Below are 10,983 nucleotides of genomic sequence, written 5' to 3' on the forward strand. Positions count from 1 at the left end.
TCAATAATTGATTGCTTATTAATGCCGTCATTTGGTTGGCTTGCAGCGGGGCATCCTGGCGGGACCTGCCTGAACGCTACGGTCCCTGGAACTCCGGCTACCGGCGCTTCCGACGATGGGCCCAGTCGGGCCACTGGCTAGCCATCTTCCAAGGCCTGCAAGACCCAGATTTAGACTGGACCATGCTTGACTCCACGACTGTGGGTGCCCACCAGCATGCAGCGGGCCCAAAAAAAGTACGCCTGCCAATGAGGCCCCTGGACGCAGCCGGGGTGGATTGACGACCAAGATTCATGCCGTTGTGGATGCGTTAGGTAACCCCTTGCGGATCGAGCTGACAGCCGGTCAACGCGCCGACAGCCCCCAGACGTGATATGGTATGCATCTGACGACATACCTCCACCGATTAACTCGGCGTAAATTTTGGCACCACGGACTTTAGTACGGTCGTACTCTTCGAGGATTAGCGCGCCTTCACCCATGACAAACCCATCGCGGTCTTTGTCGTACGGGCGCGGAGCTGTTTCCGGCGAATCATTGCGCTCCGACAGCGCCCGGTTGGCGTTGAATCCACCAATACCGGCTCTGGTAACATCCGTAACTTCTTTAACTTTATTTCTCAGTATTGATTTTAGGAAAATAACGGGTTGGTAACTATAAGGAGTGAGGTGCGGGTACATACTCTCCCGGACGAATCCTGGCAAAAATCTGGCTGCGACCGTGGTCAGTTATCATATCGAATCGGGCCAGGTATTTGTCGATTTCCTTATTCTGGTAGGCATGTTGTCGCTGAATGTCTACTGAGTCGATGAATACGACGTTATGGCGCATCTCGTTTATGTTGCCGTTGCGGTCACGTTGAGGATTCAACAAATGTTCCTGTCGATTGGCTAAAGTAGCATCTTCGTGGCTAACCCAGTACTTGTAATTGATCTGGGTGTAGAAGTGCATCCGACCGTAGTTGGAAAGGGCGACCTCGTACATATCGATGTTCTCCAGTACTGGTTTCCAGGTATTGATCTGCTCATGCATGAGTGCAATTACGCTCAGCAGGTTACTGCGTTTTTCCCCCTGAGATAGCCGGGCTTTGTCGTTCAGCATTTCCGTTTTTACTATCAGGCTATTGATGTAGTCGGTGAGGTGTAGTTTTTTCTCTTCGATGGGTATATCGGCATCTTTTACTAGCCAGTATCGGTGCTTTTGGTAAAAAGTTATGCGTACGGCCGGTTCACCGTAATTGATGAGTTTGATAGTCCGACAGTCGAATGGAACATACTGAGCGAATCGGTCCATGTAACTGGCGTCAATGAAGTGTATTGTTCCGGCATCGTTCCACTCACCTTCGATGTCCCAGTTGTCGCGATCAACGAAGAGGTGGGGTGTTTCATCGAGCAGATTGGTCAGCTCGATGGTTAGTCGAGCGTAGACATCGGGTGGGTAATGTTTGCGCCGGGCTTTGCTTTGATCGGGTATCTGATCCATGTGAATAACTAGGTATACTAATGGTTGGTAAATAGGGGGGTGAATTGGCTTTAGTAGGGTGGGGGATATTGCTAATGGCAAGTTAATTAAATTACCTTTCAAGGGAAACTTTTATTTATATATCCCAGTTTTTTCATGATTTTCTCCATTCCTTCGTTTCGCGTCAGCATTTTTTTACTCTCGTTGCTTTTTTGATCTGTTATAAAAAAGAAAATACTTTCATGAGAAATACTAAATGAATGATACATGATAATAGAATTTTTTTACTACTTATAATACTCTCATATTCATTTAGTTACAAGCTTATTTTTTCTCCAAATACGACATATACCAGCAGATAAACGACATATGCCAGCAAATAAACGACATATACCAGCAGACAAACGACATATACCAGCACTAAATACGACATATGACAGCACCAAATACGACATACACCAGCAATCAGGCACGCTAAATACGACAAATGACAGCAAGTTTACCCAGTTATTTTGATTCCGAAGCAGAGTTATCCACAGGTTTTATCCTTTGCTATTTTAGCCTTTAAGATGAGTTCTCGAGTAAAAGGCGAGCTCATACCTTGAGCTAACAAGTATGTTGCCTTTTAAGGGTAACATATATTGGTCACTAGGCTCTAATAAGTGGTTATGATAGGTTTTTCCAGTGAAATACGACAAATAACAGCAAGTAGAATCACCTAAATACGACATGTAACAGCAATCCTAACTGCCTGTTTAGGCTCCCTGCATTCCCTGCCAAACAAGCAAAAATTGTAACTTAAATCAGTATAAAGATTAACATTTTACTGATAATTCGTATTAAAACAAATTCTTAATTGTCTATTCAGATTTTTGTACAGAGCCGTTATTACGAGAATAAAAATAGTTTCGCTCAAATGCGACATATGACAGCAGTACTGTTGGCTTCATATTTGTTCAAATACGACAAATAACAGCAATTCGGCTACTCGCCAAAACCCCATTAACGGCTTGTAAAGGCTATTTTCGCAATTTTATGACTGGTTTATAAGGGCATTTAAATACGACATAGTATATTTACATGTCGTATTTGAGGACGTCCAATAGTTTCAGAACCTGATTGATAGGATCAATTAATTATCTATGAAAGGTGTAACAAGATCGGGCAAATCTTTGATAGTCAAGCCAGTGACTCAGGCTGAGCAACTGGAAATATCGTTCGTGTCGTCATTCTTTAAAACGGCAGAAAACGAGTCAATCCCTGCTGAACCTCGTCCCAGTTTGAATTTGACCCGAATTCGGGAACCATTGCGGTTGCTTACTAATCGGACCAACGAACTTTCCTTCTTCGAACGGCGCATTTACTGGCTGGTGCTGCGTGAACTAAAAAGCATTCAGGAAATAAAGACAGAAAAGATCACGCCTTACTCCCAGATTTACTTTGAGTTTCACTACTCCGAGGTGGTCAGTGGCCACGTGTCGGTTACGCAACATCTGAGAAAAATTCTTCAAGCGTTCATGAAACGGATCATCACCCTGGAAGATCCAGTGTCAGGGCGTATTACCGATGCGATTGCGTTTCCGGTGGTGGATTACTGGCCGGGGAAGGGAGTCATTCAGATCAAGATGGCTCCTGAAGTCATTCCGATGTTTTTGGATATGAGCAAGGGCTACACCTCGTTCCAGCTTGAACAGGCGCTGGCTCTAACCAGTGAATATGCCCAGATATTGTTTCCAAATCTGACCCGCTACATTCACACCGGCTTCTGGCAAATATCACTTGAAGAGTTCCGCAAGCTGATGTGCGTCAAGGATGGCAAGTACACCAACTTCAACGACATCCGACGTCGGGTGATTGATGTACCCCTGGCACAGATCAATTCGGAAACTAATCTTAACGTGACCTATGATGTACTCAAACAGAGTCGAACAGTAGTAGGTATCCGGTTTAACATAGAGCAGAAAAACAAACCAGGTGAGTTAACAGCCGATCAGCAGGCGGAACTCAAAAGAAACCTCAACCAGCAGTTCGATTTGATCATGCAGCTCGACACGGCTGACCTAATTGCCAAAGCGGGCGATTTACTTAAGCGCCATTATCCCAGTTACACTCCTGAGCAGCGAAAGCAGATTCTTATGGAAGAACAAAAGCTGAAAGCGTTTATCTGGGCAGACTTACACGTTGAACATGGTTTTGCCAAGACTGACGCGCAGGCATATGTTGCTGAAAGCGTTTTCAATTATAAGAAAGGTAGAAAGAACAGCACAAACTCGAACAGGTAAGCTTGAGGACCGGCTACTTAAAAAATTTCGGCAACAAGACCAGCAGACCGTCGCAAACTGGCAGTCGCACCAGTAAGTAGGTACGGGAATGAGTCTGCTGGTTGCTTCGAGAAAAAGGATAAGTTTAGTAGCCCCTAGCGCCTAACTATGAAATTTAATGATAACGATATCGAAGCCCTGCTGAACTTTGATGGCAATACCCCCATCGGCCAGTACAACCAGTTGCAGTGGACTACCGATTTTGGGGCCGATGCCACGGGGCTTACGGCTAAGATCGTTTCGGCGCATGAATTCTTCCATAGCGAGCTTAATAATACCACTGTTTACGGTTGTCTGTTGCAAAGCTACGCCTACCTCAGCCGGGGTAAATCCCCCTTTCAAAGTGCCTTTAAACAGCTATTGGTGGAACTGGTCCAACAATGCCGTGAGGCTCACGAAGTTTATGCAACCTGGCTGAGTATAACTGTCTTCAGCCAGAATATAGATGATCAACAAGCCCGCAATGTTCTAATGGGCAACCAACTTTATGAATCCTACTATACCCTGGGTAACGAATTGGTTAGTGAGTTTCCCAGCCTGTATCTACGGCAGCAAGTATTGACCGCCTGCCTTCGGTTTTGTTTTCAAAGTCAGACGCTGGCTCAGACAATTTTGGGACATCTGACGGATTTCGCCCAATCGTCCGTACGGTCATCTGAATTTCCCAATCAGCGGTTTCATCACATTAGGCAACACGTAGGCCCCTCGGTGCTATACGCCTGGGTCAACGAGTACATCGAACAGCGGAAAGGCTTACCCGCTATTGACCTGCTGGCGGCTGCCTTAGCTGGTCAGGAAGATACCCAGGCTCTACTGGCTAGGGAAAACAATGATCTCGCGGAGCAATTAATGACCTGGATTTATCAGACGCTCCAAGCGCATTTTAACGCACGTGGCTCAGCCTCCTTTGACAGCCGGGCTCATTTATCATTTTTTAGTCAGTTGCTGGAGCATTTGCAAACGAACTATCCGTTGCCGGAATCACCGAATCAGTTGATTCCCAATCAAACACCCGACGATTATGAGCGGAGTATGGTTGTCACTTTCGAAAACGAAACCATTCTACTCGCACAGAAGCCTTTGTCCTGCATTATTCGTCATCCCCACGAATTGACGGCTGATTTGACAGAGCGGCTACTCCAGGGCATTGGTGATGAGCCGCATTTGTTTATCACCGGCCGGCTTAGCTTTCTACTTAGGGATCAGTACCAGTTTGCTGACCCGCTGGATGAGGCCTGGCTTAGGCAAATAAATGGCCCGTTTACGGCGATCCAGTATAGCTACCTGACGGAACAGGGGCGGGTGGTCGTTTTTATCCCCTTTGATTCGGTTACGGCACTAACCCAGTTTCTGATGGGTAAGGCTGCCGGAGTGCCCGTCCTTGGATGCGTGGCTGTGAGCGCAGCCTATCAGTCGGCTTGGTGGCAGGAGTGGGGTGATTTCTTTATGGATCAATGTCAAACCAGCTGTTTGCTACTAGATATATCACCCCTACACTTTGTCGAGGACGTCTTCATCCAGGACGAGTTTGTCTATTATGGCAAGATGATTATTAATACGGGGGACCGAAGCTTCACAACATTAGTTTTCCAGACAATTCAGGCGGGCCAAATCCAGGCTACCTTAATCGCACCCTGTAGTGACGTATATGGGTCAGTTCTGCATTATTACATCCAGCATCGGTATCAACAGTATCAACTTGATTCATTACTAACCAAAATTGAGTATCGCCAATTGCCACTGATACTCGGACATTTGTTTAAAGAAGAACGTTCGTTTTATTTTCGCTCGCCAAATACGCAGTTCCTATGAATGATTTTATCGACGATTTTTTAGCCGCCGATACCCAAACTGTTTCATTTGACAGTCAGCAGTTGATGGCTTATTGGCATGAGTTGGTAGCTCAAACCGATTCATCTGCAGGGGTAGCCCAGCCATTTCTGACAACGCAGTTCCTCCAGATTCTAGCGAGCCAACCCGCATCGGAAGCGCTCGATATGAAAACCAACGGGTGGAAAATTTCGGTTAGTAAATCTTTATTAAAGAATACACTCGTAACGGCTACCTTAACCACCATCCTTCGTTATCTCGGCGAAGCGCAACTGGCTACCGCCGTTCTACCAACCCTTATTCCAATGCTATTTGAAATCGAGCAGATTGAGTTGACCAAAAAAGAAGAAGAAATCTGGTTACGATTGCCGGTCAAAAAATCGAAGAAACACCTTAAAACGGCCGAAGAATGGTACGAGAGTTTGCCCGAAAATGTACGCAACCAGATTCATTTTTTAGACTTTATCGAATTCCTAGATAAGCTAAATCTGGCGGGCTTTGCCGACGAGAAACACGGACGGTATCGACTTTTTATAAAGGGGAAAAACAAATTCAAAATTACTATCACGTAACGCAAGAATTATCAGCCGATTATTTGAAAAAAATTTAGGCTTAATTTAATCCTTATTTTAAGCGATTATACTTAGTGATAGGTTCGTTAGGCATAGACCACCCCACTGTACGGTATATTTATAACTGTGCTAGCTATTGGCATGCAAAATGTCAAAAGTGAGATAGATCTATGGTCATACTATAGACCTATTTTTCTCTCCTCTGTGAAACTAATGATGCTGAGGCTCACAGGGGAGCGTTTTATAAAACGACTCCAGAACAACAACAGCAGTTACGAGCCGACTTGGGTGCAGCTGTTCATCGTTGGTTCACAATGGTCTAATTTGCTCGACACTGTATTATCTATCCATAGAACAGAATCTTGAGCGTATAACTAGAAGAGAGCAAGTGTTTTCTTTATAAAAATTTTTAACAAGATCGACACTTATATGAATCCTCCTCAATTAGGTAGTATAGCTGAACTGCACTGGCAGGACATCATAGAAACGTGTGCCAACGTAATGGCTAGAACACCGAGTGAAGATATATTCAAGATTGAAGTAGCTCTCTCAGAGGCTAAAAGACCGTTGTTGGCTGATCAAATCCTTACCGATTTTTTTGGTCAACATAAATCGGTAAGGATTACCTTTTTTCACAAAACCGACAAGTGGGGTTTTGAAGTATGCGACAAGTGGGGGCGGTCATATCAACCTGCTACAGCAACTTTTACAACGAAGTATGCTGCCTTCCATAACGCGTTCAGACGTTTAAACTACTTTCTGCCTATATTTAGATAAGTAGTTTAAGGATCATTCCCACCTATCAGCCAAGCCTGTAATTGTATATCGCTAACCGAAAGTGGACAGATGGGGGTGAAAACGGGAGCGATTGAAACAAGCCGAATCGAGAGCTGGCCAGCCCCAGCAACTATCCCCCATAAGGAAGCTGGCGGGTAAATAGTGCTTCGTTACAGCTTGGAGTGTTTGACCAGCTAGAAAACGGGTTCGTTAAAAGCCAGCATTGTAAGAATTGTAGTCTTGTTCAGCACAAACCGGCTATGCTGTAGGTCATCGCCAAGTACCCGCCATCGAGTGGACCTGTATGCTGAGTTCGCTTAACAGCTAGTAAGCGCGGGGCTGCCTTGCTTCGAACGCGCTGGATAGTTGCCTTAGGGCTTCCGTGCGATCAGCGCCACGATTAGCCATGTGCTTGAGTGATCCGTTTGACGATGGCTTCATAAGACTCATTGATCAGCAGAATACTCCCATCCAGCGGCACCTGCTCCGAGCGGGAGATCCCAACATGTAGTTGACAGCTTTCCTGTCCAACCCGGCGCACCCGCTGAATGTGATCTACGTTTACCAGTTCAGGCTGGCCCTCGACTAACACGGTGATGAATTTAGGCATCTACTGCTTAATTGAATGAGATGGGGTTACTTGTCTAGACTTAACAGAGACGCCCCCCAGGGGGCGCAGGTTCAGCTGCCGGGTAATCGATGCCTGCCCAGCCAATACGGAGGCTATCCAGATAGCGGACTACCCGGACGGCGTGGAAGGGGGCACCCACAGCACTCATCTCGCCGTGGATGTAGCCGTCAGCAAAAACAGTCAAAATTTTAGTGCCCTGGCGGGTTTGCCCCATCAGGCCAATTGAGTTGTTTGGCGTTAGCCAATCGTTTCTAATCTGGCCATCGATCGGTTCCCCAAAGGCTGCGGTAAAAAGAGTCTTTTTTTCCTGATCGGTCAGGCTCGCTAGCGATCGACGGGGAAACTCCGAGCAGGCGGGATCATGAGCCATTTTCGTCTGTGTAGTTTGTCGACCGGGCATTGTTCTCCCGGCTGATTGCGGCTTAGTCTTCAGCCGTGGGCCGGTTGAGTCCTCCGAAGCGCGTGCTTCAATGGCCGGTGGCGGGCGTTATAACGGGGAACAACAGGTGGACGATGGGGCACAACTTTACGCTCAACGCGCAGCAGTAAGCACAAAAAACTACAGGGCTATTGCACGGCCAGACCCAGTATATAGTGCTCGTCAACACCAGCAAACTGCCGTACTTCGACCAATAAATCCTTCCCCTGCCAGCTCAGCAGGTCAACCCCGTTGATCGAGTTATGGCTCATGCTCATCTCAGCACCACCCCGGAAGACACCCATGATGTTGACCAGTCGGTTAGGGGTCATTACCGGACCGTCGACGGTAAAAAGTTGATCGAAATTCATTCGGGTCGCGTAACTCATAGTCGGTTGGAAACGGCTACACCAAAGCTGATCCGTAATTTAGTTGCCCCCTAACAGGGAGGGACGGCCGAGAACTGAGCAATCAGATCGCTGCGGTTACTGGCCTGAGCGGGCGTCAAATACAAGATGGTGTCCGGGCTGCCTTGTAGCAGGTAAGGCTGCTTGTGAGCGGGAATGCGTGCTGGCGGTAACGGCTGACGTAGCTTGGCTGGGATTGGAATAGCGGGGTAGTTCACGTGAGAGGGTTAAAACGGGTTCATTATCCGCTACAGGACAAGGCCCGAAGCGGAAGCAATCAAGCTAGTCGAACTAATCGTCAACTCGTCGCCAAAATGGACGGCTTGTAGACTGACGTCCCGTGCACTGGGATGGCTGGTCAGAAACCGTCGTCTGGCCTCAGCTTCGCTAATGTTAAGAAAGCCTCGTTTCCAGGCTTTAGGACTCACTGAACCGTAGCCAGTGATGATCAGCAGCGTGTTTGTGGTCATAGATAATAGACTCAGTTAATAGGGATAGGGATATCATCGCCGTTTACCGTGAGCGGTCAGGCGCGTTACAAGCCCCGGTAGAGGCGCATGTCAGCCAGATTATGTTCTGTCTGCTGGGTGTGATCACTCAGCAGCGTGCAGATCACTTTATGCCGAATGGATCGTTTTGTTTGCAGGTATCCCTCACTACCGTAGTCTTTGAGAGCTAGCAGGCGCAGGGGGTTATTACAATCGAAAACGACTAGTGGCACCTTATGTTGATCCAGATGCTGTTGAATCACGGTACTATCGAGTGGATTAGTGGTACCAAAAAGCGGATTAGGCATCAGTCGTATTTGTTGGGTGAGGAGAGCCAATTGAGCAACGTGAATTTGAGTACGCCCAGTGCCACCCTACAAGTCAATGTCAGGTGCTTGTAGGCGCAGCGCTACTACTTTGTTGATTAACCAGCGCTAATCGATGGGCTTGACGCCTATTTATTTGCTTGGCTTCTTGTCGGTCGGATGAGCCGCCGTGAATGCCGCTTCCCGACGCAAATAAGCCGGTAAACTAGCTGTTCCCGTGCTTTTAGCGGGCTTAGTGGAGAGTTTCTTCAGGTTTTTATTTTTCTTATCTTGAGTAGCCATGATTCTGCTGGGGTATTAGGTGATTAACTAAAAAAACGTTGCTAGCGAATAAGTCAACAAGCTTACCTCTTTAGAGAAGACAGTGTGAACGAGTTCGATTCTGTTGGTAATTGGGGTTGAACCTACTAGGTCACTGGCATTGTAGATCAGGCTGGTAGCGGTTTTAAAATGCCTGATTGCTACGTTGTAGCCGAAGCACTAGTAAAAGAGCCAACCGGGTGTTCCGCTACAGGGAAGTATGTCGTATGTGTTGCCCAGGTAATGATCAGCCGCAACACGTCCTAAAGCCGTAACTGTAATGCATTTTTTCGGAGATCTACCAACAGCTTGCTGGCAGGAAGAAGGGAGCACGCATGACCAACTGTAAATTCGTTCTGGGATGCAGGTTTGGCTAGCGAGTTCAGAGCGGCAAGCGAGACAAGCATTGACGCAATGCAGTATATCAACGGTATGGTAGTCTATTAGTTTAATTAAAAGCAGTATTACTTTTGAACCAATGCCTGAAGCGTCTACTGACTAGGTCGTTGGGAGACGGGCTGATCACTTTGCCAAGGTGCGTATTCACGTCACTCAACCGATTCAGCGTCTTGCTTACATAAGCAAAGGCGTTGACTGGCGGCTTAATAGTGAGCATTTGGTCATGCCCTCAATGGCTATCGGGCGTCTTTTATTTAGCTAGCGCTTGGTTCGCAGTGTCGTTGGCAGGAGTGCCTCAGGCAAAGAGTACCGATGGGTAAAGGTAGTAGAATCGCTTCCCCGCCCTTTGCTCTCACGAGCTGTCGGTTAAATCACCCTTGACTAAACAGCCTTAAGTTTGGGCCAACTTTTTTTCATCGCCATTTCGGCGCTGGTGTACGTAGTCGTAGGTCTGTCTTATAGTCTTAGTGCGCCACGAGCTACAACCAGTGAGAAACGAAGGTGTTTCTCTACCGCGGCTCCGCTTCATTTATTGATCTTACGCGTAGTCGGTCACTGCCCATCGGCCATTACTACACAGACCAATCTTAGCTGAGGAGCTACCGTTTGATGTTGACTAGTTGTCCTGAACCCATAAAGGTGAGCCAGTGAAAAGTAGAGTAAAAAAACTAACTTTCACAGGTTTACAAAGGGGAAATGAAAGCAGCACGATTTACTGAAGCTCAGATTGTAGCAATTCTCAAACAGCAAGATAGCGGCCAAACCGTCGCGCAGATCAGCCGGGAGCACGGTATTAGTGAAGCCACCTTTTACGGATGGAAAGCTAAGTATGGGGGCATGCAGGTTTCAGAAGTTAAACGATTGAAAGACTTGGAAGAGGAGAACCGGCGACTGAAGAAAATGTATGCCGAACTGAGTCTACAAAACGACATTTTTAAAGAAGCCTTGCAAAAAAAGTGGTAGGGCCTGCCGAGCGCAGAGCGTTGGCCAGATGGATGATTGGGTCGAAGAAGTTGAGTCAGCGCAAAGCCTGTCGTTGGGTAGGTCTGAGTC

13 protein-coding genes and 2 pseudogenes are annotated in these 10,983 nt (G+C 47.0%); 6 read left to right on the forward strand and 9 right to left on the reverse strand.

Annotation, left to right across the window (positions count from 1 at the left end; genetic code table 11):
• Window positions 1–11 precede the first annotated feature (11 nt).
• The gene (locus tag CLV58_RS29320; protein ID WP_106140816.1) at window positions 12–281 is read left to right on the forward strand and encodes a transposase; all 270 of its coding nucleotides are present in this window, start codon (window positions 12–14) and stop codon (window positions 279–281) included.
• Window positions 282–365: 84 nt separating this feature from the next.
• On the opposite strand, the pseudogene CLV58_RS26255 reads toward CLV58_RS29320, so the two are convergent.
• Both CLV58_RS26255 and CLV58_RS26260 read right to left on the reverse strand, forming a co-directional pair.
• Window positions 366–593: pseudogene (locus tag CLV58_RS26255) on the reverse strand (beta-ketoacyl synthase N-terminal-like domain-containing protein); the annotation flags it as partial.
• 61 nt (window positions 594–654) lie between these two features.
• Entirely contained in the window at window positions 655–1,482 is an 828-nt protein-coding gene (locus tag CLV58_RS26260) for a hypothetical protein (protein WP_106140817.1), read from the reverse strand.
• Between the two features lie 1,121 nt (window positions 1,483–2,603).
• Here CLV58_RS26260 and CLV58_RS26265 point away from each other — a divergent pair.
• From CLV58_RS26265 to CLV58_RS26280, 4 genes are all read left to right on the forward strand, one after another.
• Window positions 2,604–3,743, forward strand: coding sequence for a replication initiation protein (locus tag CLV58_RS26265; RefSeq protein WP_106140818.1), 1,140 nt, complete (start codon window positions 2,604–2,606; stop codon window positions 3,741–3,743).
• Window positions 3,744–3,890: 147 nt separating this feature from the next.
• Window positions 3,891–5,594, forward strand: coding sequence for a hypothetical protein (locus CLV58_RS26270; protein ID WP_146141553.1), 1,704 nt, complete (start codon window positions 3,891–3,893; stop codon window positions 5,592–5,594).
• On the forward strand, window positions 5,591–6,184 hold the full coding sequence (locus tag CLV58_RS26275; RefSeq protein ID WP_106140820.1) for a hypothetical protein: 594 nt from the start codon (window positions 5,591–5,593) through the stop codon (window positions 6,182–6,184). The genes CLV58_RS26270 and CLV58_RS26275 overlap by 4 nt, the downstream gene beginning before the upstream one ends.
• Window positions 6,185–6,613: 429 nt before the next feature.
• Window positions 6,614–6,961, forward strand: coding sequence for a hypothetical protein (locus CLV58_RS26280; RefSeq protein ID WP_106140821.1), 348 nt, complete (start codon window positions 6,614–6,616; stop codon window positions 6,959–6,961).
• 400 nt (window positions 6,962–7,361) lie between these two features.
• Here CLV58_RS26280 and CLV58_RS26285 read toward each other — a convergent pair whose 3' ends face one another.
• From CLV58_RS26285 to CLV58_RS28565, 7 genes are all read right to left on the reverse strand, one after another.
• A complete protein-coding gene (locus tag CLV58_RS26285) occupies window positions 7,362–7,571 on the reverse strand; it encodes a hypothetical protein (RefSeq protein ID WP_106140822.1) in 210 nt (69 codons plus the stop codon).
• A gap of 40 nt (window positions 7,572–7,611) precedes the next feature.
• Complete coding sequence (locus tag CLV58_RS26290) at window positions 7,612–7,962, reverse strand: hypothetical protein (protein WP_106140823.1); 351 nt, start codon at window positions 7,960–7,962, stop codon at window positions 7,612–7,614.
• A gap of 197 nt (window positions 7,963–8,159) precedes the next feature.
• Entirely contained in the window at window positions 8,160–8,399 is a 240-nt protein-coding gene (locus tag CLV58_RS26295) for a hypothetical protein (protein ID WP_146141554.1), read from the reverse strand.
• Window positions 8,400–8,449: 50 nt separating this feature from the next.
• Window positions 8,450–8,635 (reverse strand): hypothetical protein, encoded by a 186-nt coding sequence (locus CLV58_RS28700; RefSeq protein ID WP_106140825.1) that lies wholly within the window; start codon window positions 8,633–8,635, stop codon window positions 8,450–8,452.
• Window positions 8,636–8,665: 30 nt separating this feature from the next.
• A complete protein-coding gene (locus CLV58_RS26305; protein WP_106140826.1) occupies window positions 8,666–8,887 on the reverse strand; it encodes a hypothetical protein in 222 nt (73 codons plus the stop codon).
• 65 nt (window positions 8,888–8,952) lie between these two features.
• On the reverse strand, window positions 8,953–9,213 hold the full coding sequence (locus tag CLV58_RS26310; RefSeq protein ID WP_106140827.1) for a hypothetical protein: 261 nt from the start codon (window positions 9,211–9,213) through the stop codon (window positions 8,953–8,955).
• A gap of 150 nt (window positions 9,214–9,363) precedes the next feature.
• Window positions 9,364–9,513, reverse strand: coding sequence for a hypothetical protein (locus CLV58_RS28565; protein WP_170108808.1), 150 nt, complete (start codon window positions 9,511–9,513; stop codon window positions 9,364–9,366).
• 1,113 nt (window positions 9,514–10,626) lie between these two features.
• On the opposite strand from CLV58_RS28565, the pseudogene CLV58_RS26315 reads away from it, so the two are divergent.
• A pseudogene (locus CLV58_RS26315) lies at window positions 10,627–10,887 on the forward strand (transposase); the annotation flags it as partial.
• Window positions 10,888–10,983 lie beyond the last annotated feature (96 nt).

This window comes from Spirosoma oryzae (genome assembly GCF_003002825.1).
Lineage (GTDB): Bacteria > Bacteroidota > Bacteroidia > Cytophagales > Spirosomataceae > Spirosoma > Spirosoma oryzae.

Coding starts and splice junctions, on each gene's coding strand:
- CLV58_RS26260 (WP_106140817.1), bottom strand. CDS start 1,482: ATGGATCAGATACCCGATCAAAGCAAAGCCCGGCGCAAACATTACCCA.
- CLV58_RS26265 (WP_106140818.1), top strand. CDS start 2,604: ATGAAAGGTGTAACAAGATCGGGCAAATCTTTGATAGTCAAGCCAGTG.
- CLV58_RS26270 (WP_146141553.1), top strand. CDS start 3,891: ATGAAATTTAATGATAACGATATCGAAGCCCTGCTGAACTTTGATGGC.
- CLV58_RS26275 (WP_106140820.1), top strand. CDS start 5,591: ATGAATGATTTTATCGACGATTTTTTAGCCGCCGATACCCAAACTGTT.
- CLV58_RS26280 (WP_106140821.1), top strand. CDS start 6,614: ATGAATCCTCCTCAATTAGGTAGTATAGCTGAACTGCACTGGCAGGAC.
- CLV58_RS26285 (WP_106140822.1), bottom strand. CDS start 7,571: ATGCCTAAATTCATCACCGTGTTAGTCGAGGGCCAGCCTGAACTGGTA.
- CLV58_RS26290 (WP_106140823.1), bottom strand. CDS start 7,962: ATGGCTCATGATCCCGCCTGCTCGGAGTTTCCCCGTCGATCGCTAGCG.
- CLV58_RS26295 (WP_146141554.1), bottom strand. CDS start 8,399: ATGAGTTACGCGACCCGAATGAATTTCGATCAACTTTTTACCGTCGAC.
- CLV58_RS26305 (WP_106140826.1), bottom strand. CDS start 8,887: ATGACCACAAACACGCTGCTGATCATCACTGGCTACGGTTCAGTGAGT.
- CLV58_RS26310 (WP_106140827.1), bottom strand. CDS start 9,213: ATGCCTAATCCGCTTTTTGGTACCACTAATCCACTCGATAGTACCGTG.
- CLV58_RS28565 (WP_170108808.1), bottom strand. CDS start 9,513: ATGGCTACTCAAGATAAGAAAAATAAAAACCTGAAGAAACTCTCCACT.